Raw genomic sequence first — 23,187 nt, forward strand, 5'->3', positions numbered from 1 at the left:
TCCTACTGAAGCAATAAGTAATGGCCCCACATCCCCCTGCAGGGGGATTTTTCGTTGGAAAGGTTGAGATATAATAGATTTGCTTAAAAGGGGGAATGAGAGTTGAAGCTGGAGAAAAGTGTAGTCAGAGCCCGCAGATTGCTACCGATCCTTCTGGGTCTGTCTCTGTTGGCTGCACCCTTACAGGGGCATGCCGCGGACAAACTGCTAGTTCAGGATGGCGTGTTATACCGCGCGGGAACAAATCCTTACGACGCTGTGGCAGATGACGTCAATGGGGACGGAAGAGCGGATGTCATTGTTTTCGATTTGGTGGAAAATAAAATATCTGTTCTCCTGGGTAACGGGGATGGAACCTTCCAGATGAAGCAGGATACTTCTGTCGGGAGGTCTCCTCGGGCGGTCACTGTTGCCGACTTTAATGGCGATGGGCATGCAGATGTGGCAGTGTCGAATGCCGTGGATAATACGGTAGGCATTCTGATAGGACGCGGGGATGGGACATTCGAACAACAAGTGGCGTACCCGACAGGCAATTGGCCAGTGGGATTGGCAGCTAAGGATTTTAACGGGGATGGGATCTTGGATCTCGCCGTAACGAACAACAGCTCCAACACCGTATCCATCTTGCGGGGCATGGGTGATGGAACATTTAGGACAGCGATCACAGTACCTGTAGGGATGTCACCTCGCAGTGTAGCCTCTGAGGATTTGAATAGCGACGGGATCGTGGATTTAGCTGTTGCTAATGTAGGATCGAATAACGTAAACATATTGCTTGGTGACGGCCAGGGCGGGTTTACTTCCGTATTGGCCATCAGTTCGGGAAGATCGCCTATTGGTCTTCAAGCAGCCGATTTGAATTCAGACGGGTACATGGACCTGGCGTTAGCCGCCAATGGAGATCACACGGCGAACGTGTTTCTTGGTAACGGGGACGGAACGTTCAGGCCTGTTATTACACTTCCATTGGGGCATTCTCCTCTAGATCTTGAGGTTGCTGATTTTGATGGGGATGGTAATCTGGATCTCCTCGGAGGAGTCCAGGATTCATCCAATCCGATACTGCTGGGCAACGGGGATGGCACCTTTCAATCTGCCCGGACATATTTCGACCGGCCGTCATCTGCGGTGGCTTCGGGGGATTTTAACGGGGACGGCAAAGCGGATATAATCGATATCAGTTATGGCTATATTAAAATCTTCAACAGTGCTGCTGAGGGTGTTGTGTCCCTGGCGCAGGATCGATACGAGGCTGCCGAGAATTCGGCAAGCGTGACGGTTTCGGTCTACCGGGCAGCAGGCAGCTACGGTCAAACCAAGGTTTCGCTTCGCACAATAGAAGGAACAGCAATTGCCGGTACGGATTATAACTCCGTTGATGAGCTGCTTGTGTTTAATGAAGGAGAGACAACCAAGTCTTATCCCATTTCCATTATAGGCAGGAATGGGGATCAGGGGGATCGGACATTTTTTGTTGAACTGGGTAATCCGACGAACGGTGCTGTTCTTGGAGCATCTGCGAGAGCCGAAGTGACGATTCGTGAACCGGTAGCTGTTCCGGATACAACGCCCCCTGTCCTTGATGTCTCCAAGTTTCGTATCATCGATCAGTATCAGGGAATGCCGGATCAATTGTACGGTGAGGCAGGTGCGGTCAGCGAAGCTGGAGCGATGGTGAAGGCGTACCCTTGGGTAGATGCCGATGCGGACGGCACAGTAAATGCCGGAGAATTGGGAGCACCGATTGGGCTGGGCCTCAGTGCAGCCGACGGCTCAATACTGCCTGCTGATATCGGTGACCTCAGTCCGGGTACCTACGCATTCGTTGTGACCGCAGCGGATGCCGCTGGTAATGAATCCGCTCAGGAGGCGTCAGCCGTTGTCACGATGACACTCGTTAAGGATGTGCCGCCGGATTCTCCGGACACGTCCCCGCCTTCATGGCAAACTGGCGCGAAGCTGATATTCTCCAGTGTTACGTCAAGTGCCGTTACCCTGGAGTGGCCAGCAGCAAGTGACGACAGGGGAATTGCTGCTTATGAAATATATCAAGGCGGTACGATTATACAATCTGTTCCTGCAACAACTAGAAATTATACAATAAACGGCTTGGCCGCGAATACGACCTATAATTTTGCGATTAAAGCAGTGGATGCGGCCCGAAATGCCAGCCCAGGGCTTGAAGGGACCATTCAGTCTGCATCAGCTCCGGGTTCCGGCTCGGGGTCAGGGTCAGGATCAGGATCATCGTCCTCGGGCTCCGTTCCATCGGTACTATCTTCGGAATCCAGGCTGCAGCAGCTGAGCCTTACGGCAGGGGACCAACCAATCACATTGACTCCACCATTCCAGGCAGGGGTTTACGATTATACGGTAACCACCAAGGAAGCTCAAGTTGTAGTGAGCCCTCGTATCATGCATTCTGCTGCAAAAGTTGAGATCAACGGTGAGCGGGTAACCTCTGGTTACACGGTTCCTCTAAAGGACGGGGATAATGTCTTGACGATTCGTGTTCAGGCTGAGGATGGATCGGCGACAACCTATCGCCTTACCTTGAAGCGGGAGCCATTGGAGGAGACAGGGGAACAGCCGAATCAAGAGATTCAGAACTCTTTTATTGACATACAGGGGCATTGGGCCGAGCCCGACATCCAGAAGGCTTTTACGCTCGGGATTGTTAAGGGAGACGTATCCGGTACTTTCCGTCCCCATGCTTCTGTCAGCCGCGCCGAATGGGCGGTTATGATGGGAAGATTGCTGAAAGCCGATCTAACCGGCTCTTCCATAAGCTTTACCGATGGCAATTCGATACCTGCCTGGGCTCATGATGGGGTTCATATGGCGGTTACGGAAGGTCTTATGATCGGTTATGCCGACGGCACCTTCCGGCCTGGCCAGCCGATTACGCGCGCCGAGATCGCCGCGGTGCTGTCCCGTGTGATGAATGAGTCCGGTGAAATGGACGGGAATACCTCCTATGCTGATGACAGCGGGATTCCAGTCTGGGCTAAGCCGTACGTACAAGCGGCTGCAGATTATGGACTGCTCCAAGGAAGAGGCGCTAACCGTTTTGCTCCGAACGAGCCGATGACGCGGGCGGAAGCAGCCGTTCTGCTCGTTAGACTGTCCCGTGTGTTGGGACCATGATTGCATGTGGATCCATAGAAACTCCAGAGTTCTATGGATAGCTGTAGGGTTTTATCAATCAGAAAGCGGCCTCCGAGGGAGGTCGCTTTTTTTGTCGTACGAACGTTTGACCCTATTTTATGAAGCAGTGATTTCTTTATCCCTTGAGATCCGCATAATGCAGTCCCAACTGATAAGCGCGCTCCAGCAAGCCCTCCATGTGCTCCGGTATAGCTTCCAGGGTGTCGTAGAAGAACTCTACTCGGGAATTCTCGATTCCGGAGTAATTGGAGATCCCGACATTGAGGGAATGGGAGAGCATTTGATCGTAGCTGCGCTTGGCAAAATGGTCTTCTGAAGCGCCTGCCAAGGCCAGCCATAACACCTGTTTATGGTGAAGCTTCGAGCCGCCGCCGTAAGCAAAGCCTTGATTCCAGACACGGTCGATATACCCCTTCGCATCGCGGGGACCCCATACCACCACACCGGGAAGATGTAAGCCAGTGCATCGTGCTCCTTCATTCGTGATATTTCGGCTTCAACCTCGGGAGAATAAAGCTTCTTAGGATCAGACCAATCGGGTTCGTCGGCCTCCCATAGGACCGGATTGAAACCTATGCGATGAAGGTCCAGTACTTCCGCTTCATGCCCGGCATCCCGAAGCCCCTGCACAAATCTCGTGGTAACTGCAAACGTAAAGGAATTTTCCCGTGGGTGTGTGACAACCGTTAGTACTTTCATAAAAATTCACCTTCTCTTTCTTCTCTGAAAATTTGTATGCCAAATTGTTCAATACGCGACATTGCGGCATCTGCATGCACTAATGTTTCGGACAGGTAAAAGCCTCCCGGGGCAGGCGGTGAGCCGTCCCAGCCCAGAATGCGCTCAATGGAGAGCAGAATGCTAAGCGCACTGCCGATTACACCATAACCGCCAGCAATGTAAATAAGTGTCATCGCGATTCCACCTCCAATAATTTGCTGCAGCACTGGCTTAAGGAGATTATGTATCATATAATGACAGGAAGGAAGTACGCACTTAATAGTTCTATAGGTACCCAAAAGTATCATTAATACCTGGAAGTGCCTGTAGGAAGTCGATATAACTCTACACTTGAGGGGAGGGGTATACGGGTGAACGGGGAGCGGAAATACAATATTCCGTCTGAAGCGACGATGGATGTGATCGGTGGCAAGTGGAAGGTCATTGTACTGTGCCACTTAAGTTATGGTCCCAAGCGAACGAGCGAAATTAAAAAGCAGATGCCGGACATTACGCAGAAGATGTTGACCCAGACTCTTCGGGAACTGGAGGAGGATGGGATCATTACTCGAACGGTCTTTAATCAAGTGCCGCCGAAGGTAGTATACGAGCTGAGTGAATTGGGAGACTCGCTGCAGCCGATCCTGGATCAAATCTGCGACTGGGGCGAGAAGTATTTGAATGAAAAAACGAAGGTAAGCACCCTTGAGGGCAATATATAAGAGCAAGCTGCGGACCGAACTATGGCGTTCCGCAGTTTTTTTTATTTTTTCGCTGTAACCACTTTATTTTCCATTATTTCTAAAGTAATAGAGGGAATACCCAGAGATTTGTTGAATATCTAGTTCTTTAGACTCAATTCATATTTTGCTGCTTTTGAACGATACCGAGCTTGTCGAGAAATTGAATAGTTCACTTGGTTATCATGGAATAGGATGCGGGGGCAGGGAGGCTGTAATAAATAATCAGAGTTTGGCATTTTCCCGGTACGAACAGGTTTGAGATACGGAATGAAACAGGAACGTTGTCCGACAGGAAACGTATGATCATCATAGGACTTAAGAATTAGTCGAAAAAGGAGTGTGCACAGCTCAGATGGACGGCAGCTATAATTTTTATATTGTTGGGCTTTCAATCGTGATTGCTATACTTGCTTCATATTCCGCTTTAAATATTACGTCCAAGATTTCAGATGCGAGCGGCAAATCCAGGTTCTTTTGGCTTTTTGGCGGCGCAATGGTGATGGGGAGCGGAATTTGGTCGATGCATTTTGTTGGCATGCTGGCCCTGCATATGAATATGAACGTGAAGTATGATGTTGCTCTGACGATCATGTCAATGCTGGCGAGTGTGGTCTCCTCCTTCATCGCTTTTTACATTACCATGCCCAGAGACATCAACTGGTTCAAAATCGCCATCGGTGGTTTGATTATGGGCAGCGGAATCGTGACCATGCATTACATGGGGATGGAAGCCATGATTATGCACGCGGAAATAAGCTATGACCCGGTCATTTGGGTATTGTCTGCCATCATTGCACTGGCTGCATCTTATGCAGCGTTAATATTGTTTCTCCGCTTTCGCAATCATTCCAAGTCCAGCTTCCTGAAGTGGGGCTCCGCGGTCATTATGGGATTTGCCGTATGCGGGATGCACTATACAGGAATGATGGCTGCACGGTTTGAGCCTCATTCCGGCATGATCACTCAGCATGAGCCGCAGTCTGTGGATCTCTTTCTGTTGTACTGTGTGACCATTACGATTTTTGCGATTCTGTTGATTTCGTGGGGGGCCATGTTCTTTGACCGGCATGTGCTGGAAAAGCTGGCCTATCAGGATACGATTACGGGTTTGCCTAACCGCAATGAAATGAACCGCTTCTTCGAAAGTAATTCCGAAACGGAGAAGATCAGTGTTTTATTTCTGGATCTGGATCAATTTAAAGCCATCAACGATACACTCGGTCATCATGTTGGGGATATGCTCGTTCAGGAGGTGGGGAATCGACTGCGTCAATTCATTCAAGGCTACCAGCAGGTATTCCGAATCGGCGGAGACGAATTTCTCATCATTTTGAAGCAAAGCGATCCGATGTATGCCCAGCGGCTGGCTGAAGATATTCTGCAAAAAATTAAAAACGTATACTTTATCGATGGCAATGAATTGTACGTTACGGGAAGCATCGGAATCAGCATCGGTTCTGTTCATAGCTCGGACAGGTCCACGCTGCTGAAGAATGCGGATACGGCGATGTATAAGGCGAAGGGACTCGGCAAGAATCAGCAATGCCTCTACACCGAGGAGATGGGCGTTCAAGAGGTCCGCAAAATGGAATTGGAGAAGGATTTGCAGAGAGCGCTTGAGCTTAAGGAATTTTTCATCGTCTATCAGCCGAAATGGAATGTGAAAAGCAACCGGTTGGTCGGGTTTGAAGCGTTGATTCGCTGGAATCATCCCCGCTTGGGTGTAATATCGCCGCTTGAATTTATTCCGATTGCCGAAGAGACGGGGCTCATTATACCGATGACCCGATGGACGCTTGAGGAGGCTTGCAAGCAGTGCAGGGCATGGAAGGAGAGAGGAATCGTTCAGCCCGTCTCGGTGAACTTGTCCATTCGGCTGTTTCACGGCGATAATCTGCTGGAGCTTGTTCGGAATGTGCTGGACAAGGCGGAGCTGGACCCGCATCTGTTAGAGCTTGAGATTACAGAGTCCATGGTGCTGCACGATGTGAACGACATTATTCGACAGCTTGAGAACATCAGAGCTTTAGGGGTTAAAGTGTCCATGGATGATTTCGGAACCGGTTATTCCTCGATTGGGCTGCTCGACCGGATTCCGATCGATGCACTGAAGCTGGACCGCCTCTTCACCAACGATTTAGATACGCCCAGTAAACGGGCGATTATCAACGCCATCGTTCTCATGGCAGAGAATTTAAATCTGGATGTGATTGCCGAGGGTGTGGAGAATAAAGAGCACATCGACTTTCTGACCGGACTCGGCTGTCATGTCATGCAGGGGTATTATTACGGCAAACCGATGGATATTGATGAGATTGATGTCTGGATGTACGAGCAAGATCACAAGGCCGAAACGATCGAGGTTATGGGATAGAGGAAGGTCTTAGATTAACGATAGATCAATAGAAACATATCGGAAAATAACGGGCACCGTGAGGTGTCCGTTATCATGTTGAGCGGAGAATAAAGTTTCGGATCAGGGCTGGGTGCGTGTACCCGATTACACGAAATACGCAATTTCCGCTTTTGGAAAATATTCCTTGATTCCCTTTTCGAACAGCTGCTGGAATTCTTCAACGGTCTCTGCTTTATAGACATATTTAAATTTTCCGTATCTTCCCCATTTAAGCTGCCGGTCTTCTTCTTCCATGTCCAGCTTGGTTTTCGGATAACGCTTCAAAATGGTGTTTTTGGCTGTTTTGGTAAACCGATGTTGAATGAGTTCAAATGTTAGATCCTTTACCTCTACGTGGCTTAACCGCTCGTGAAGCTTCTCTAGCAGATGCCAATAGCCCTCTTGCCATCCGTCATACTTGACAATCGGAGCGATGATGAAACCCAGCGGATATCCGGCTTCCGCAATTTTGCCCGCTGCTTCGATCCGTTCTTCAAAGGAAGAGGTTCCGGGCTCGAAATACCGAATGACATAATCGGAATTGATGGAGAATCGGACCCGGGTATGTCCGCCGTGCTCGACGTTCAGCAAGGAATCAATGTTGGCGAATTTGGTCACGAATCGGAGCCGTCCATGTTCTTGCTTAGCCATGAATTCAATGTAATATGCCAGTGCTCCGGTCAGATGCTCCAGGGAGACGGGATCGCCGGTACAAGCCGCCTCGAACCGGGTAATTTCCGGTGAACGTTCTGTGATATACTGCTTCGCCCGATCCAGAATTTCATCCAGATTGACGTAAATCCGAACATAAGGCTTCGAGCTCATAGTAGTTTGGAGGTAGCAGTAATGACAATGTCCTGCACATCCCGTGGTAAGCGGGATGGCATACTCTGCAGACGGCTTGGACGTATCAAATTCCAGAGTTTTTCGAATCCCGACAACGAGGGTGCGTTTAGCGTTGCGGTATTTTTCAGTTTCGGTCTCCCCCGGAATGCCGGTTACCCGATTATGGGAAGTGGTCATTTTGATGGGAGTGCCTAACTCTTCAAACCATGCATGAAGCTTTTTGCCAAGCGGATACTCCAAAGCGGCCGGCTCGAAAAAGACCAGTTCCGGGTCAAAACGCTCCAATTGAATTCCTCCCATACTAGTAATAAATCCAGGTATAGGATTTGCAATGGAAGATGCGATCATGCATCCACAGAGCCCCGGAAAGGCTGAAATTATTTACACTTTTTGTATGATATTGAACCGTTTTTTTCTTCCTAATTTATCCGTTTTGTTGCTATTTTACTGGTAACGGATACAATAGTATGTGAATCTAACGAATGGTAGTGGTGATATAAATGGTGTCAATCAAAGATGTGGCCAAGCTGGCAAATGTATCGATTTCAGCCGTTTCCAAGACTCTGAACGGCTATTCCGATGTAAGCGAAACCACCAAAGAAAAGGTTATGAAGGCTGCGCAGGAGCTGAACTATTTCCCGAATCGCCTTGCCAAAAACCTTAAGCACAAGGTCACCAAGACCATTGCGCTGATCATATCGAACTTTGAACAGGCAAACGGCAAAGATGGTGTTATGTTTCAAATCATGACCGGCGTCTATGCCGCAGCACAGCATTATCAATATGAAGTGGTGATCTATACGCGTAGTTTGTCTGAACAGCAGGATAAATCGTACTGGCAGTTCTGTAAGGAAAACAAAATTGCCGGCGTTGTGATTTCAGGACTACGTACAACGGATCCATATTTTGACGAGCTGGTGAACAGTGAGTTTCCATGCATGGTAGTGGATGCAGACATTGTCGGTCCCCATACCGGATCGGTCATTACGGACAACGTAGGCGCCGCCAGAAAAGCCGTGGAGTATTTAATTGATAAAGGGCACCGTGAGATCGGCATGATCAATGGGCACAATTTTGCAGCGGTTAGCGTGCAGCGTCTTCAGGGATACCGGGAAGCACTTGAAGAGGCGGGACTCGTATATGATCCGAAGCGGGTAATCGAAGCGGATTTCAGCGAGCAAGTAGCGTATGAGGCTACCGAGCCGTACTTGGAGAGGCATCCGAATCTGACCGCAGTTTTTATATCCAGTGATCTGATGGCCATCGGATTTATGACGCGCTGCCGCGAGCTGAACATTAGAATTCCAGAGGATATCTCCATCATGGGCTTTGACGATATCGTACTCTCCAGTTATACGACTCCCAGGTTGTCAACGGTCAGGCAGGACTTCACAAGAATCGGCTATTCGGCATTTGAGGAAGTCATCAAGATGCTGGAGAATCAAACGCCAGGATATCACAAAATTCTTTCTTTCGAAATTGTTGACAGAGAGACAATAATGGTGCAATAATGTTATCGAAAACGTTTTCGCGTGAAGAAAGCTTTTATTTTAGGCTCATTTCGAAATCGTTTTCGGTATTTTTTTGGCAGTATCGAAAACGATTTAGGTATCGCTTACAAAAAATAGAGAAAAAACAGTTGGAGAGGATGACAACCATGCTGAGCTACAACGAGGTACAGTCTGAAGATTTGAAGAAATGGTCATTTGCCGAGGTGCAATTCAATCCGCTGGCTTTAGGCAAGTGTGAAGCGATTATGTCGCTTGGGAATGGATATATGGGTCTCCGATCAGCTGCGGAAGAGTCGTATATCGGGGAGAAGAGAAACCTGTTCGTTAACGGCACATTTAATAAATTCGATGAATTCGAGGTGACGGAGCTTCCGAATACGGCGGATATTACTCGACTTGACATCCGGATAGACGGTACAAGGTTCTCGCTGGAGCGGGGAACGGTGACCGAGTATGAGCGAATGCTGAACATTCGCGATGCAGAGCTCGTGCGAAGTTTTATCTGGGAATACGAGGGCAAGAAAATCCGATTTGAGTTCAGGCGCTTTGTCTCATTAGCCAAGCTGCACCAGATCGGTTTGAAGGTTAGCATAACTCCTCTGAACGAGGGCATAACACTGGTAATTAACTCCGGTATCGACGGGCAGGTCAGCAACAGCGGCAGTCAGCATTTCCACGAGGGTGAGAAGCGAATTTACGATAAAACCTTCCTTGAGCTGATTCAGACGACAACCGAGTCCAAGGTGGATTTCGTCCATGGTGCGGCGCATCGACTCCGGTTAAATCAACAAGAGATTGATACAGCCCCCAAGATGGATATCGATCGTCGTAAAGTGGCCGTATCCTATGCATTTGATGTAGCGGCGGGCGATTGTCTCGAATTCGAGAAGATGGCAACCGTATTCACAAGCCGTGACCGTGAATTTGCTGAAGGAACCAGCCTTGACGATATTCGGCAGCATGCACTGGCTGAATTGAAAGCGTTCCATTCTGCTGGTTACGATCCGCTTTTTGCAGAACATCAATTAGCCTGGAGCAAGGTTTGGGAGCAATACAACGTATCCATTCAATCTTCGAACTCCTTCGATCAGCTGGCTGTCCGGTTTGCCATATATCATCTGGTGATCATGACACCGGCACATGACCGGCGAATGGGCATCGGCGCCAAGGGGCTCAGCGGAGAGGGGTACAAGGGTCATTCCTTCTGGGATACGGAAATTTTCATCCTGCCATTCTACATCTATACCCATCCCGAGGTCGCCCGCTCTTTGCTTGAGTATCGCTATCTTGGTCTGGAAGGCGCCAGAGCAAAAGCGATTGAGAACGGCTTCACAGGCGCGATGTATCCTTGGGAGGCCGCTTGGCCAAGCGATGGCGAAGTCACGCCGGAGTGGGGACAGGTGGATATCGTAACCGGCAAGCAGATTAAGATTTGGTCCGGTTTCATTGAACAGCATATTACATCCGATGTTGCTTATGCGGTATGGCACTATTACAAAGCGACAGGCGACCAGGACTTTATGGACCGATACGGCTACGAGATGATATTTGATACCGCTAAATTCTGGGCCAGCCGTCTGGAGTGGAACGAAGCCAAGGGTGTATATGAAATCAATGAGGTAGTGGGCCCGGATGAGTACAAGGAGCATGTGGATAATAACGCATTCACGAATTATATGGCTTCCTTTAATATTCGACTGGCTATGGAATACTATCACAGTCTCCAGAATTCGAATGCTGACTTGTTCCAATCGCTGAACGGGAAGCTGGAACTGGAGGAAGCTATGAACGAGTGGCAGAGCAAGATTGAGCAAATCTATTTGCCACAGCCAAACCAGGATGGGATTATCCCGCAGGATGACACGTACTTACAGAAGAAACTCATCGACTTAACACCATATAAGTTGCAGAGCAAGGTAGGCAGCATCTTCGACGACTATAACCTGGATCAGGTTGGGGAAATGCAGGTATCCAAGCAGGCTGATATTATGATGCTGTTCTTTCTGCTGGAGGATCAATTCACGCCAGAAGTGAAGCGAGCGAATTATGACTACTATGAGCCGAAAACGCTTCATGATTCCTCCCTCTCCATGTCAACGCACAGCATTCTGGCGAATGACTTTGGTGATCGGGATCTGGCCTATCAGCTGTTTGAACGGGCTTCGCAAATCGATCTGGGGCCGTACATGTATTCTTCTGATGCCGGTGTTCACTCCGCTTCACTTGGCGGCATATGGGAATGCGTCGTGCTGGGGTTCGCAGGAGTGCGCATGCTTGGCGGAGAGCTGCATATGAATCCGAATCTGCCCAAAGCATGGGATGAGCTTTCCTTCCCGCTGTACTGGCAGGGGCAGCGTTTGGAGGTCCATATCAACCGGGAGACCTTGACGCTGACCGCAAATTCGGATCAGGAAGTGCAGCTGGTCATTCACGGCAACCCCATCAAGTTCTCAACAGAGCTTCAAATCCAATATTGAACAATCAGGAGGGTCATTCAATGAAAAAGAATTGGAAATGGTCAACAATGCTTAGTATGGTCATCATCGCTGCTTTGGCATTATCCGCTTGCGGCGGTAAGAGCGGGGAGTCTGGCAACGGGGCTGCAGGCGAGAAGGTTAACCTGACGTTTACCGTATGGGGGGATGTGAACGCCAGCGCGAATGAGCAGAAGCTTGCTGATGAATTCAATAAAGCTCACCCGGATATTCAGGTGAAATTCGAGCCGATTCCAAGTGAAGGCTATGGCACGAAATTGACAACTTCACTTGCAGCCGGACAAGCACCCGACGTGTTCCTGATCGGCGAAGGCGATTACTTCAAATATGTTGAAAAAGGTGTTGTGGAACCGCTCGATGACTACTTAAGCAAGGATAGTGATTTCAGTCTGGATATCTTCCAGAAGGATCTGATCGACAATATGAACATCAACGGCAAGCAGTACTATCTGCCGAAGGATTTCAATCCGCTGGCGCTCTGGTACAACAAACGCATGTTTGACGAAGCTGGCCTGGAATACCCGTCTGATGACTGGACATGGGATCAATTGATCGAAACTTCCAAGAAACTGACCAAGAAGGAAGGCAATAAATATACCGAATTCGGCTTCAATGCCGGCAAGTGGGAATATCCGATTTACACGTACCTCTGGGATCATGGAACAGATATAGCCAATGAAGATGGAACGCAAGCCGAAGGGTTCATGAACGGTGAGAAGACGGTAGCCGCTATTGAAAAATATGTGGCGCTATCGCAAGGCGAAGACCGCGTATCGCCTACCCCTCAGGATGCCGAGACGCTTGGCGGTGACTCCTCTATGTTCATGACGGATAAATTGGCCATGATGGTGACAGGCCGCTGGGTGAAGACGGATCTGGACAAATCGGACGTGGAATACGGCTCAGCCCTGATTCCGACCGGTGAGGACGGAACACGCACCAGCATTATCGCTAGTGCAGGTTGGGCGATCAATGCGAACGGCAAACACAAACAGGAAGCTTATGAGCTGTTGAAATGGTTGTCTGGTACCGAAGCCCAGAAGCTTCGCTCCGAGAACGGCAAGGTTCTTCCAGCAACCGTAACGGAACTGGAAGAAGTGAAAGCTAACGAAGTTGCGGACAAGCCGGTTATCGAAATGATGGATTATGCGAAGAAGCCAGTCACCTTGCGCTCTACCCATGGCCCGATTTTTGTTGAAGAATTCACCAAAGCCATGGAGAAGATTTTGCTGAAGCAGCAGGATGTGAAAGGCGCTTTGGATGAAGCCGCGAAAAACGTGGATAGCAAAATCAAGTAAAAATGACAGGTGAAGCGCATAATCATGCGCTTCACCTGCTTCATCAAGGAGGCTGTTATGCGAAAGTCAAAATCGGATTGGGCCGGCTACTTGTACATCATGCCATGGCTTCTGGGACTTCTGCTGTTTACGATTGGCCCGATGCTGTTCTCACTGCTGCTAGCCTTCAGCAAGTGGGACATCATCACGGGCGTGCAATCGATCGAGTGGGTTGGGCTGGACAACTTCAAGGCGATTTTCCATGACGAATTGTTCTATCAATCGCTAAAGGTAACCTTTATATTTGCACTGGTATCGGTGCCGCTCTACCAAATCGTGTCCTTGTTGATCGCGGTGCTGCTCAATATGCGCAGCCGCGGCATGAACGTATTCCGCTTGATTTATTTCATGCCGTCCGTCATTCCGGCCGTTGCCGTATCGATGATGTGGGTGATGATCTTCAATCCCGAATACGGAATATTGAACAAAGCGCTTGGATGGTTCGGCATCCAGGGCCCGGCTTGGCTTCAAGACCCGTCCTATGCGCTCGGAGCACTCATTGTAATGGGAATCTGGGGTGTCGGCAATACCATCATTATTTATCTGTCCGGCTTGCAAAGCGTGCCGGAGGATATGCATGAAGCAGCCGAACTGGACGGTGCCGGACGTATTCGGAGGTTCTTCAGCATCACGCTGCCGATGATATCGCCAACGGTATTCTTCAACCTGATCATGGGGATTATCGGCGGGTTCCAATACTTTACCCAAGCTTTTGTCATGACCAACGGAGGTCCGCTCAATTCTACATTGTTCTATAACCTGTATCTTTATAACAAGGCATTTCAGGATTATGAGATGGGTTATGCCTCGGCATTATCCTGGATCTTGTTTGTCATCATTCTTGTATTTACTCTGATTGTCATTCGAAGCTCGTCCATGTGGGTGTATTACCAGGGCGACGATGATAAGGATTAAAGGAGGCGTCATTCATGAATCAATCTGCCAAGCGTATCAGCCTGCCGCATATCCTGTCCATGCTGGCGCTCATTACCGGGGCTCTTATCGTCATTGTTCCGTTACTGTGGACCTTCTTCACCTCACTGAAATCACCGGCCGAGGTGTTCAAAGATAACTTCTTCCCGACCGTGTGGCATTGGACCAACTACCGGGATGCCGTGCAGGCCGTACCATTCTTCAAGTTCCTGGGCAACACCGTCATGATTCTGATTCCGGTCTTAATCGGAACCGTATTATCTTCGGCCATCTGTGCTTACGGATTCGCAAGATTTAACTTCAAAGGCAAACGAACGCTGTTCCTGGTGCTGCTGGCAACGATGATGCTGCCTTCCCAGGTTACGATGATTCCGATGTTCATTATGTTTAAGGAGATCGGTTGGGTGGATACCTTCCTGCCGCTGATCATTCCTGCGTTTTTTGGCGGCGGAGCCTTTAATATATTCCTGATCCGCCAGTTCATGCGCGGCATTCCCCGGGACCTGGACGAGTCCGCCTTTGTGGATGGAGCCAACCGGTTCCAGATCTTTACCCGGATCGTTCTGCCGCTGTCGGTGGCACCGCTGATTGCCGTATCGATCTTTACCTTCATGGGCGTCTGGAATGATTTTCAGGGACCGCTCATCTATCTGAACTCCAGTGATAAATATACGCTGGCACTGGGTCTTTCCATGTTTAAGGGATTGTATAACGTCGAATGGAACATGCTGATGGCGGCTACGATTCTGATTATGCTGCCGGCATTAATCGTATTTTTCCTGGCACAAAAATATTTCATCGAAGGCATATCCATCTCCTCAGCGATTAAAGGTTGATCGGATGGATGCCATAGGAGGCTGACATGCAGGGTACATCAGGATTAAATAGCAGACACCCCTTCAATCTATACTATAACGCCGGTGAGTATATGAAAATCTGCGGAACCCAGGATGGCTATTTCCCGGATTTCGGACACCATGTCGCTAACGAGATGGGTGGTGTATGGCTTCACCCGATCAAGCTGCTGGACGGCTTCTGGCTGAGAATCACGGATATCGACCGCAACATTTCGGTTTGGTCCCGCTCGGACAGCTTCACGAGTGAGCCTTGGGGCAGCCGGTTCCAATACGATCATGGCCTTGGCCATATTCCGGTCCGGCTGGAGCGTGTTCAGTTCGCCCCTGAGCTGGAAAAAGGAATGGTGGCCGATTACCAGCTGCTGTCCTATGGAAAAGGAACCACGCGGCTGAAGCTGGAGCTGCTGGCTCGTACCGATCTTCGTCCCGTTTGGTTCTCCGATGAAATCGGCATTATAGACGGCGAACAGGATGAAGTCATCCTGTCTTCCGAACGAACCGTTGCGGTGAAGGACAGCGCCCATGACTGGTATGTCCAGATCGGTACGGATTTACCAGGGACCGAGGTAGAGACGGGAGCCTCCGTGTACGGGCCGGAGTTTACGGCCGGAAACGGGACGGGTGTCGTCTTCCGGAGCGGAGTGATCGAGCTTCAGGAGAAGGAGACACTGCAATTCCGTTTGTTTGTTGCCGGTTCCTACGAATCTCAGGAGGAGAGTGCAGCGGTATATAACAAGCTTGTCTCTTCGCATGAGGAGCTTCTTCAGGAGAAGAAGGCACTGTATGAAGTAGTGGAGAACCGCGCGAAGCTGGAAATCGCCGGTGAGGATCTGCTGAATGAAGCCTTTAAATGGGCCAAGTGGAACAATCAGTGGCTGGTGCAGAAGGTGGATGGAATTGGACGCGGCTTAACTGCCGGGGGACCTACCTATCCATGGTGGTTTGGATGCGACAATACGTACTCCCTTCAAGGCGTGCTTGCTATCGGGGATGCACAGCTGGCGAAGGATACGCTGAATCTTCTGCTGCAAAAATCGGAGGAAGCCAACGGCAACGGCAGAATCGTGCATGAGATCACGACCATGGGCGCCGTATCGAACCCGGGGAATACCCAGGAGACGGCTCATTATATCGCTTTTGTATGGGAGCTGTTCCGCTGGACGGGAGATGAAGAGCTGCTGCAGCGCCATTACCGCTATTGCGTGAAGGGTATCGATTGGCTTCTGCAAGAAATGGATCCGGACGGGGACCTGTTCCCTTCGGGTTATGGCATCATTGAGATTGCAGGCCTTAACATGGAACTGATCGACAGTGCGGTGTATACCGCGCAGGCTCTGCAGGCCATGGTGGACATGAGCAGGCATCTGGGCGAGGAAGAGAACGCGAAGAAGTATAATGAGCTTGCAGACCGGGCAGTACGCGCCATTAACGAAGTGTACTGGTGCGAGTCGGAAGGTTTGTACGCAGATGCGGTTGCTTCGAGAAGCGATATAGAACCGAAGGTCGATTATATGGTTTCCCTGGCGGAGAGGGAAGGGATTCAGGGATATCGCAAGTACCTGGAGAAGATGTTAACGGAAGCCAAAGATGCGAAGGCTGACCGTGGATGGCTGCTTAACAAGAACTGGGTCATCGTGACGCCGATGGAGACCCGAATCGCCGATCCGGAGAAGGCCGAGCGGGCGCTTGAAACTATGCGTTCCGACATCTTCATTGGAGAGTACGGCACCTATCTTGCAGGGATCTATAAGCAAGGCACCATGACGATCTCGACGGGTGTTCATGCGGTAGCGGAAGCGGCCAACGGCCATCCGGACGAGGCGCTGGCACTGCTGCGCAGAATGCTGGGGTCCTTCTCGAAAGTGCTCCCGGGCTCTTTTTCCGAGATGTCCCCGGATTACGGCTGCGTGGTACAGGCATGGACGCTGTATGCCCTCACGGTTCCGGTTATCCGCCACTTCTTCGGCGTGACGCCAAGTGCGCATGCGAAGACGGTCCATATCAAGCCTCAGCTTCCAACCTCGTGGTCGGATCGTGAGTGCAGCTTGAGCAATCTCAAGATAGGTGAAGCCGAGCTGGATATCTCTATTGCACCGCAGCAAGCGGGAGCTGGACGGATCGTGACCGTTCGCAATCCTCAGGGCTGGAACATTGTCATTGAGCTGGACGGTCAACGCCTTGAGAGCACAGATACATTTATCAACTGGGCAGTGGAAGCAGCAGAGGTTCAGGCGTAAGTGACCATAGAATGTCCGTCCATGGGCGGTTTTGCCCGGATGGATGCAGATACACATTATAGAAGGGATCCCTTATACCGTGTAAAACGGATGAGGGATCTTTTTCGTTCCCCTCAAATGGAAAGTCCTCTCCGAAATCTGTGATAAACTCGTTATTTCCAACTACAGAACTTATAGAGGCGATTCAAAGACTAACAGACATGGTTCGGGACAACACTCAGATTCGGGGTTTGTGTGGGACGGGATGAACCGGCTGGGTGAGGGAGGGATTGACTAGGAACTGGAATTCACTCATTGCTGGCAACGAGCGGCATGATGCTGACTAAAGCGGGTGCCGTATTGAAAATATGGCGTGGAAAATAAATAAAAGAGCAATATAATCAGTGTTATTTTATTGCATTTATTTCCTTATTAACCAAATCGAGGTGGATGTCATATGACAATATTGATGACAACGCACACTATTGGTGTCACCGGATCTTGCATTATATTTAGGAGACATAAGGCGCCTAGCTTTGGATACGAAACATGATTTCAATCGATGGATAACAAGTAAGGTCATAGCGAGTACATTGGGGTGATGTATGACTATTAATCTGAAAATAGAAGACGTTTGTATTCAGCTAGGAATTGACATCCATAAATTCAAACTGGAAGAAGCTCCTCAAGAGAAGAAGAAACCCGAAAGCACTTCCCCTGACCCTGAGTAATCTGCACGATGCGGCACGAATACTTGGTAAACACCTTACATCACGCCAAAAACGGATCAATGTCACATGACAATTTGATGACAGCACTCACTATTTGTCGAACGACCCTTCCATTATATTAAATGATATGTGTTCGGTACAACGATGAAAAACATCATTAATACATAGAAAGAGGTGTTTGTTTCGGAAGATGGGGGAACTAATGGAAGGTATGCTTGGCAGTAATATGCAAGGCCATGAAAACAGACCTTCTGACAGGAGGTCTGTTTTCACCATTCGTTTTGTCCATTACGGGATGAATCTTTTGATTTCATAGTGCAGGGAAGTGCTGCATCTGATATAGAGCAGCAAGTCGATCAGCGTGCTCTACTTGGAGAGCAAGCTGTCACGAAGCGTATTTACACCACAGCGGCTGGATGTACTGAAGCTGCTGGGCTCGCAATGCGCCATCTCGATTGCTAATGCTAAGTTATATACCGGAATCCAATATTTGAAGGAGAATCTGGAGCAGCAAGTGGAGGAGAGAACGCGAAGCCTGGAGCGCTCGATGCGGGAAACATCCGCTGCATTGGCAGAGGCCTCTGTCTATGAGGAGCGGAATCGCATTGCTCAAGAAATTCATGATATTGTTGGGCACACGCTTACGTCGACGATTCTGCAGATTGAAGCCGGAAAGAGGCTGCTCTATAAGGACATGCAGGGCGGTGTTCAGCGGCTGAATGAGGCACAGGATCTGGTTCGGCACAGCCTGAATGAAATACGGGGCTCCGTGCACATGTTGAAGGAGGACAAGTATGCAGACCTTGCCAACATGCTCCACGAGCTGATCCGGGACACGGAGCGAAATACGGGCGTCATCATTCATGCGGCTATCCACGATCTGCCCGAGTGGCTATCCACGGCTTACAAGAAGACGATCTATCATGCGCTGCAGGAGGGCTTGACTAACGGAATCCGTCATGGGGGAAGCAAGGAATTTCATTTTAGCCTGATGCCTGTGGGAGATAGGCTGGAGTTCAGGCTTCAGGATTATGGCATTGGAGCTCGCATGATTGTGATGGGTTTTGGACTGAAAGCGATGAGAGAACGTGTTGAACAACTGGGAGGCAGCTTGTCGGTCGATTCCAGACCTGGACAGGGTTGTATGCTGTGGATTGATTTGCCTTACCAAATGCAATGGATTGGGGAAAAGGAATGGAAAAAATCACGATTGTAGTTGCTGATGACCAGCTGTTAACACGGGAAGGCCTTCGGGCGATTCTGGATCTGGAAGATGACATGGAGGTGGTCGGTGCAGCCAAGAACGGAGAAGAAGCTTGCGAAATGGTGGAGACACTCCGTCCCAGGCTCGTGCTGCTCGATATTCAAATGCCCGTCATGGACGGCATTCAAGCCCTGAAGCACATTAAGCAGAGCCATCCGGATATTTATATTCTCATTCTGACTACGTTTATTGAGACGGATTACATTGTAGAAGGAATGGCGCATGGAGCGAACGGTTATATGTTGAAGGATATGGATGCAGATAAAATGATTGCCTCGATCCGTGATACGGTCGCGGGCCAATTTATCCTTCCTGCTCCGGTTGCAGCCAAATTGGCGGCAAGGATGAGCAAAATGACGGAGGGCCATCCTGTGATGCGGAGAAACCGGCTGGATCGAATCCGATTGACCGAAAGGGAAGAGGGATTGGCAAGACTGATGGTCCAGGGGCTGAACAACCGGGAAATCGCAGATATGCTGCACATCGCCGAAGGTACTGCCCGTAATTATATTAGTAATCTCTACAGCAAATTGGAAGTGGTGGATCGGGCACAGGCGATCGTCCGGCTGCAAGCGATGCTGTAATAATCGAGTGGTGATGAATAATGGTAAATGGTAGCCCGATGGACTTTCAATTTGAGAGTGTGTCGGGTTTTTTTGGCGATAGTTTCTTTACTTCATCCTGGAAATGTTAGTAAGTTATCATTCAATATGAAAATTAATTTTATAATAAATTTAGATTGGTCTGAGCGCTTGTCATTATTTCTCGGGAAATAGCGATTGCTGGCGGAATGTCCGAAATATATAGTAGTTTCAGCAGCTTAAAAAGGAGAAACACACGCTTAGCGTATTGGAGCTAAAAGCCTGGTTTGCTAGTCTTTGTCATGGGTCTGATGAAATGCAAGCCGCAGGGAGCCTAGGCTCCCTGCGGCTTTGGTGATATTCATCCACTATGTACATTGCTATTGATCCACTTCAATCTCGCTCAACTGAAGGGCTCTTGTATGCTTTGTTGGATTCCAGTTGACGTTCTTCATGGTGATGAGTGACCAAAGAAATAGCGGTACGTAAGTCAGATTGAAGAAGTACAGGTACACATAGCTTCGGAAAATGCCGACTTTATTCTTCGAATCGAGGAACTGAGCGTATCCTACGTAAATGAATTGGAACAACAAGCATATCACCCATACTTGCCAAGGAATCAAATGATGAGCATCTAATAAGTCGGTAGCCATAGATATGAACACAAGCAGACTTGTGGTTGCACTTAATACAATTTTTCCAGGATTAATCAGGTACATCAAACCATCAAAGGCTTTAAAGTCCAGTCTGGTGACGAATCGCCACATTAATCTGTGAGCGTATTTGAAGCAGACATCCCAGTGCCCTCTTGCCCAACGGAGACGTTGAATGCAGGAGGATCTGAAACTCTCCGGCTTCTCATCGTACACGCGTGCAAAATGACACCACCTAGCGGGTACGCCTTCAAGCAAGCACTGCATCGTAAACTCAAGATCCTCCGTTAAGGAACGAGCAGTCCAGCCGATCGTTTGGAATAGGGTCGTATCTACGCAGAACCCCGTTCCGCCGATGGCATTTCCTAAGCCTAACCGGGACTTGGCAAGCTGCCAGGAGCGGTTCATGAAAATGTAGCTTACGGAGTAGCCTATGGTCACCCAGTTGTCATTCGGATTCTTGGAATCCAGGTAACATTGTATTAATTTATCCCCGTTCAACAAGTGGTTATTCATTTCCCTTAAATAGTTTAACGAAACGAGGTTGTCAGCATCAAAGAAAGCGATACCGTCAAACTCATGGATTAACCGATCTCCATACTGCTCAATCGCATATTTGATTCCATATGGTTTTCCCTTTTGCTCTCCTGGCAGGTATGTATGTTCAATAACGGTTGCACCGAGTTTTCTAGCGATTTCACTTGTTCTATCCTTGCATCCATCAGCAATAACACACACTTCATAGAGATCCCTCGGGTAATCCATGTTGTGAAGATTCTCTACCAGGTGTCCAATTACCGCTTCTTCGTTGTGCGCTGGAACCAAAAGAAGGAATCGTTTCTCAGGCTCATGTTCTTTCAGTCTCTTCGGTTTGCCAAAGCCAAAGAGACTGATAAGCATCCAATAGGCCCAGAAGAACAGCAGGAGGTACTGAATTAAGGTTAATCCAACACCAAATACATACTCAAAATTCATGACTCGCTCCACCTTTTTTTACTGGAATTTTCTGATACCCATCAAGTTGATATCGATAATGTCGTTTTCAGAACACTCTCAATTCGTAAACCTGGGGCAAGGGAATAAAAAAAGGCAACCTCGTTCGCCCGCAAGAGGCTAAGAGATTGCCTTGTGGTCAACCTATTCAAACTTGATAAGACCCGTTGTATGGAGCAGCACCAGAAGTACAAGCACTGGCGCAATATAACGGAGCATGAACAGCCATACCCGGAACCAGCCAGCCTTCAGACCAGCGGCATCGGCAGCCCTCTTCCAGAAATAACCCGCGAAGATCGTCGTAATTAATCCCCCGACAGGAAGCAGGATATTAGCTGTGATGAAATCCAGCCAATCAAAGAAGCTTTTGCCGCCTATATTGGTTAGTCCTGGTAAGATGCCGAATGATAGCGCGGAGGGAAGACCAACCAGCATAACCAACGCACCGATGATCATGACGGATTTGGTCCGTCCCCAACCCCAGCGGTCCATGACGTAAGAGGTAGGCACCTCCAGCAGGGATACAGAGGAGGTCAGTGCGGCAATAGCTAGAAGGACAAAGAATAACCCTCCGAAAAAAGCACCCAATGGCATGGCCGAGAAGGCAGCCGGCAGTGCAATAAAGACAAGCGAAGGTCCGGAATCCGGCTCGATACCGAAGGAAGCGGTAGTCGGGAAAATAATGAGACCCGCAATAAACGCATAGATCAGGTCACCTGCACCGATGGCAAGGGTTGCCGGACCTAGCGATTGCCGCTTATCCACGTAAGCTCCATACGTCAGCAGAATCCCCATACCCAGCGATAGCGAGAAGAAGGCATGTCCTAACGCGACCAGTGCCGCTTCCGGACTCAGCTTCGAGAAGTCAGGATTCAGGAAGAAGGACACGCCTTCCCCGGCTCCCGGCAAGGTCACCGCCCGAATCATCAACACAACCAGCAGAATGATCAGGCCAGGGATCAGCACCTTGTTGAATTTCTCAATGCCTCCGGAGATGCCTTTTGCCACGACCCATGCTGTGATTGCAATAGCAACCACCTGCCATACAATCGGCATGTAGCCCTCCGTAAATGAGCTGAACTGACCACCGAAGTCCGTATTGCTGTACAGGCTGCCGCTAAAGGACATCACTGCGTAATGAAGCGTCCAGCCAGCCACGATAACGTAGAAAGTCAGAATGAGAAACGGAGCAATAACCTGGAGCAGTCCCAGACGCCCGAAAGCTTTGGGACCGCCGGCTTTCACGAAGGAAGTGGCTGCACTTCCCCGTCCGGCTCGTCCGATGGCGAGCTCTGCCAGCAGAACAGGCAAACCAACGACGATGAGACAGATGATGAAGAGCAGGAAGAAAGCTGCCCCGCCATTTTCGCCCGTAATATAGGGGAACTTCCACATATTACCGAGACCGACAGAGCTCCCGATCGCGGCCAGAATAAAACCAGCCGAAGAAAAACGGTCGTTTTTCCCCGTTGCCGGGATGTTTTGCGTAGATTTCATAGACGGTCCCCCAGTAGTTTAGAGTTAAGTTCTTCTATTATATTGCAAGTTCACCAGAAAGGAATAAGTAATTTTTCCTAAGGGATAAAGGACCTGTTTGTTAGTATGCTGCGAAAACCAAGTTTTCACTACTAACATTAACCACGAATGGCAAATGAATAAACCCGAAATATAAAGTTTGAGCCAGGACAGCGCTGTCGATCAAGGAATTGGGCGACTATGAGGTGGAAGTGGGAAAGGGGAG

15 protein-coding genes and 1 pseudogene are annotated in these 23,187 nt (G+C 49.2%); 11 read left to right on the forward strand and 5 right to left on the reverse strand.

What is annotated here, in order from left to right:
- Window positions 1-102 precede the first annotated feature (102 nt).
- Window positions 103-3,150, forward strand: a complete 3,048-nt coding sequence (locus PVOR_RS03665) for an FG-GAP-like repeat-containing protein (RefSeq protein ID WP_006207730.1) — start codon at window positions 103-105, stop codon at window positions 3,148-3,150.
- Window positions 3,151-3,286: 136 nt separating this feature from the next.
- Here the strand turns inward: PVOR_RS03665 and PVOR_RS03670 are convergent.
- Both PVOR_RS03670 and PVOR_RS03675 read right to left on the reverse strand, forming a co-directional pair.
- Window positions 3,287-3,870: pseudogene (locus PVOR_RS03670) on the reverse strand (NAD(P)H oxidoreductase).
- Complete coding sequence (locus PVOR_RS03675; RefSeq protein ID WP_006207732.1) at window positions 3,867-4,085, reverse strand: hypothetical protein; 219 nt, start codon at window positions 4,083-4,085, stop codon at window positions 3,867-3,869. Before PVOR_RS03675 ends, PVOR_RS03670 begins: the two are co-directional and overlap by 4 nt.
- Window positions 4,086-4,304: 219 nt before the next feature.
- Between PVOR_RS03675 and PVOR_RS03680 the strand changes: the two genes are divergently transcribed.
- Complete coding sequence (locus tag PVOR_RS03680) at window positions 4,305-4,613, forward strand: winged helix-turn-helix transcriptional regulator (RefSeq protein WP_051449079.1); 309 nt, start codon at window positions 4,305-4,307, stop codon at window positions 4,611-4,613.
- A 373-nt stretch (window positions 4,614-4,986) separates the two neighbouring features.
- On the forward strand, window positions 4,987-7,008 hold the full coding sequence (locus PVOR_RS03685) for a bifunctional diguanylate cyclase/phosphodiesterase (protein ID WP_006207734.1): 2,022 nt from the start codon (window positions 4,987-4,989) through the stop codon (window positions 7,006-7,008).
- 126 nt (window positions 7,009-7,134) lie between these two features.
- Here PVOR_RS03685 and splB read toward each other — a convergent pair whose 3' ends face one another.
- A complete protein-coding gene (splB, locus tag PVOR_RS03690) occupies window positions 7,135-8,160 on the reverse strand; it encodes a spore photoproduct lyase (protein WP_006207735.1) in 1,026 nt (341 codons plus the stop codon).
- Window positions 8,161-8,375: 215 nt separating this feature from the next.
- Here splB and PVOR_RS03695 point away from each other — a divergent pair, with 215 nt between their 5' ends.
- The 8 genes from PVOR_RS03695 to PVOR_RS03730 all read left to right on the forward strand — a co-directional run bounded on the left by PVOR_RS03695 (window position 8,376) and on the right by PVOR_RS03730 (window position 19,803).
- Window positions 8,376-9,386, forward strand: a complete 1,011-nt coding sequence (locus PVOR_RS03695) for a LacI family DNA-binding transcriptional regulator (RefSeq protein ID WP_006207736.1) — start codon at window positions 8,376-8,378, stop codon at window positions 9,384-9,386.
- Window positions 9,387-9,532: 146 nt separating this feature from the next.
- On the forward strand, window positions 9,533-11,863 hold the full coding sequence (locus tag PVOR_RS03700; RefSeq protein ID WP_006207737.1) for a glycoside hydrolase family 65 protein: 2,331 nt from the start codon (window positions 9,533-9,535) through the stop codon (window positions 11,861-11,863).
- A gap of 20 nt (window positions 11,864-11,883) precedes the next feature.
- The gene (locus PVOR_RS03705) at window positions 11,884-13,179 is read left to right on the forward strand and encodes an ABC transporter substrate-binding protein (RefSeq protein WP_006207738.1); all 1,296 of its coding nucleotides are present in this window, start codon (window positions 11,884-11,886) and stop codon (window positions 13,177-13,179) included.
- Between the two features lie 57 nt (window positions 13,180-13,236).
- Entirely contained in the window at window positions 13,237-14,133 is an 897-nt protein-coding gene (locus PVOR_RS03710) for a carbohydrate ABC transporter permease (RefSeq protein WP_100086460.1), read from the forward strand.
- Between the two features lie 14 nt (window positions 14,134-14,147).
- Entirely contained in the window at window positions 14,148-14,987 is an 840-nt protein-coding gene (locus PVOR_RS03715) for a carbohydrate ABC transporter permease (protein ID WP_006207740.1), read from the forward strand.
- A gap of 26 nt (window positions 14,988-15,013) precedes the next feature.
- Complete coding sequence (locus PVOR_RS03720) at window positions 15,014-17,245, forward strand: alpha-L-rhamnosidase-related protein (protein ID WP_006207741.1); 2,232 nt, start codon at window positions 15,014-15,016, stop codon at window positions 17,243-17,245.
- Window positions 17,246-18,316: 1,071 nt separating this feature from the next.
- Window positions 18,317-19,171 (forward strand): sensor histidine kinase, encoded by an 855-nt coding sequence (locus tag PVOR_RS03725; protein ID WP_006207743.1) that lies wholly within the window; start codon window positions 18,317-18,319, stop codon window positions 19,169-19,171.
- Window positions 19,150-19,803, forward strand: coding sequence for a response regulator (locus tag PVOR_RS03730; protein WP_006207744.1), 654 nt, complete (start codon window positions 19,150-19,152; stop codon window positions 19,801-19,803). The genes PVOR_RS03725 and PVOR_RS03730 overlap by 22 nt, the downstream gene beginning before the upstream one ends.
- A gap of 377 nt (window positions 19,804-20,180) precedes the next feature.
- Here PVOR_RS03730 and PVOR_RS03735 read toward each other — a convergent pair whose 3' ends face one another.
- A complete protein-coding gene (locus PVOR_RS03735) occupies window positions 20,181-21,428 on the reverse strand; it encodes a glycosyltransferase family 2 protein (protein WP_006207745.1) in 1,248 nt (415 codons plus the stop codon).
- A 162-nt stretch (window positions 21,429-21,590) separates the two neighbouring features.
- Window positions 21,591-22,943 (reverse strand): sodium-dependent transporter, encoded by a 1,353-nt coding sequence (locus PVOR_RS03740; protein WP_006207746.1) that lies wholly within the window; start codon window positions 22,941-22,943, stop codon window positions 21,591-21,593.
- Window positions 22,944-23,187: the final 244 nt, after the last annotated feature.

The sequence above is a fragment of the Paenibacillus vortex V453 genome, assembly GCF_000193415.1.
Classification (GTDB): domain Bacteria; phylum Bacillota; class Bacilli; order Paenibacillales; family Paenibacillaceae; genus Paenibacillus_AQ; species Paenibacillus_AQ glucanolyticus.